Genomic DNA, 1139 nt, shown 5'->3' with positions numbered 1-1139 from the left:
CCCCGGGACCGAGGCCGCCGCCGAGGCGCACCGCCGCGAACTGGCCCAGCTGGCCTGGCCCGAGGCCGCGGGCACCACCCCCGAGCAGCGCGAGGCGCTCGAACTCGCCGTACGCCACCGCCTCGCCCCGCGCGCCGTCGCCTCCGTCCTGGGCCTCGAACCGGCGACCGCCCGTGAGCTGCTGGCCGCCGCCGCCTGCGAGGTGGAGCGCACCCGCGCCGCCCTCGCCGTCGTGGAGACCGGCAACTGCCCCACCGTCGCCCGGCTCACCGGCGGACGCGCCCTGCTCTCCGCCGCCCTGCGCCGCGAACTCGTCCGCCACGTCGACGACTGCCCCCGCTGCCGCAGGGCCGCCGAACGGGCCGGTGCGGAGGGCCCCTGGCCCGGCGCCGCGGTCACCGCGGCCGCCGCGCTGCCGGTCGTCGAGGCGCCCCGGCCGTCGGCGTACGTCGCGATGGTCCACGCCCGGCGGAACCGCTCCGGCGGCCCGCGCTTCGACCGGGCGGGCTTCCCCATGGACCCGAAGGACCACGCCGCGCGCCGGGACCGGCTGAGGGCCAGGGTCGTGACGACGACGGTGGTGGCGACGGTCGTGGCCGCCCCGGTGATCGCGCTGTGGACCGCGTACCGGGGCGCGCCGCTGACCGGTGAGGGCCATGAGGGCTCGTCGGTCACCGCCACCGAGAGCGACGCCCGGCACGAGCTCGACGACGGAGCGGAAGGCCACTACGAGAACGCGGGCAACGCCCGGCCCCAGCCCGGTGCCCGCTTCGACGACGGCCGTGCTCCGGACGTCTCTGCGGAGGTGATCGGCTCGGGTCCGGGCCGGGACGGCGTCGGCGGGCTCACCGTCGAGGCCCGCTCGTCCGGCGGCCGGACCCTGATCCGGCTGACCGCGTCGGGCGGCGCGCCGGTCGCCTGGTCGGCCCGCGCCGACGTGTCCTGGGTGCGGTTGAGCAGCTACTCGGGCACCCTCGCCGCAGGCGAGAGCGTCACGCTCGTCGCCCTCGTGGACCACCAGCAGGAACCGGCCGGCCCGTGGAGCGCGCGCATCGCCCTCGCCCCGTCGGGTTCGGCGGTGGTGATCCGGGGGCACGGCGCGACGTGGCCCCCGCCCGGCGGTCCGGGGAGGACGCGGG

At 79.0% G+C, this 1139-nt stretch carries 1 pseudogene; it reads left to right on the top strand.

Annotated elements, in window-relative coordinates:
• Nucleotides 1–1139: pseudogene (locus AADR41_RS42115) on the top strand (hypothetical protein); the annotation flags it as partial.

The sequence above is a fragment of the Streptomyces sp. CLV115 genome, from assembly GCF_038448545.1.
In the GTDB taxonomy this organism is placed as follows: Bacteria; Actinomycetota; Actinomycetes; order Streptomycetales; family Streptomycetaceae; genus Streptomyces; species Streptomyces sanglieri.
The sequence above is the reverse complement of the archived record's forward strand: the minus strand, read 5'-3'. Positions and strand labels throughout refer to the sequence as shown.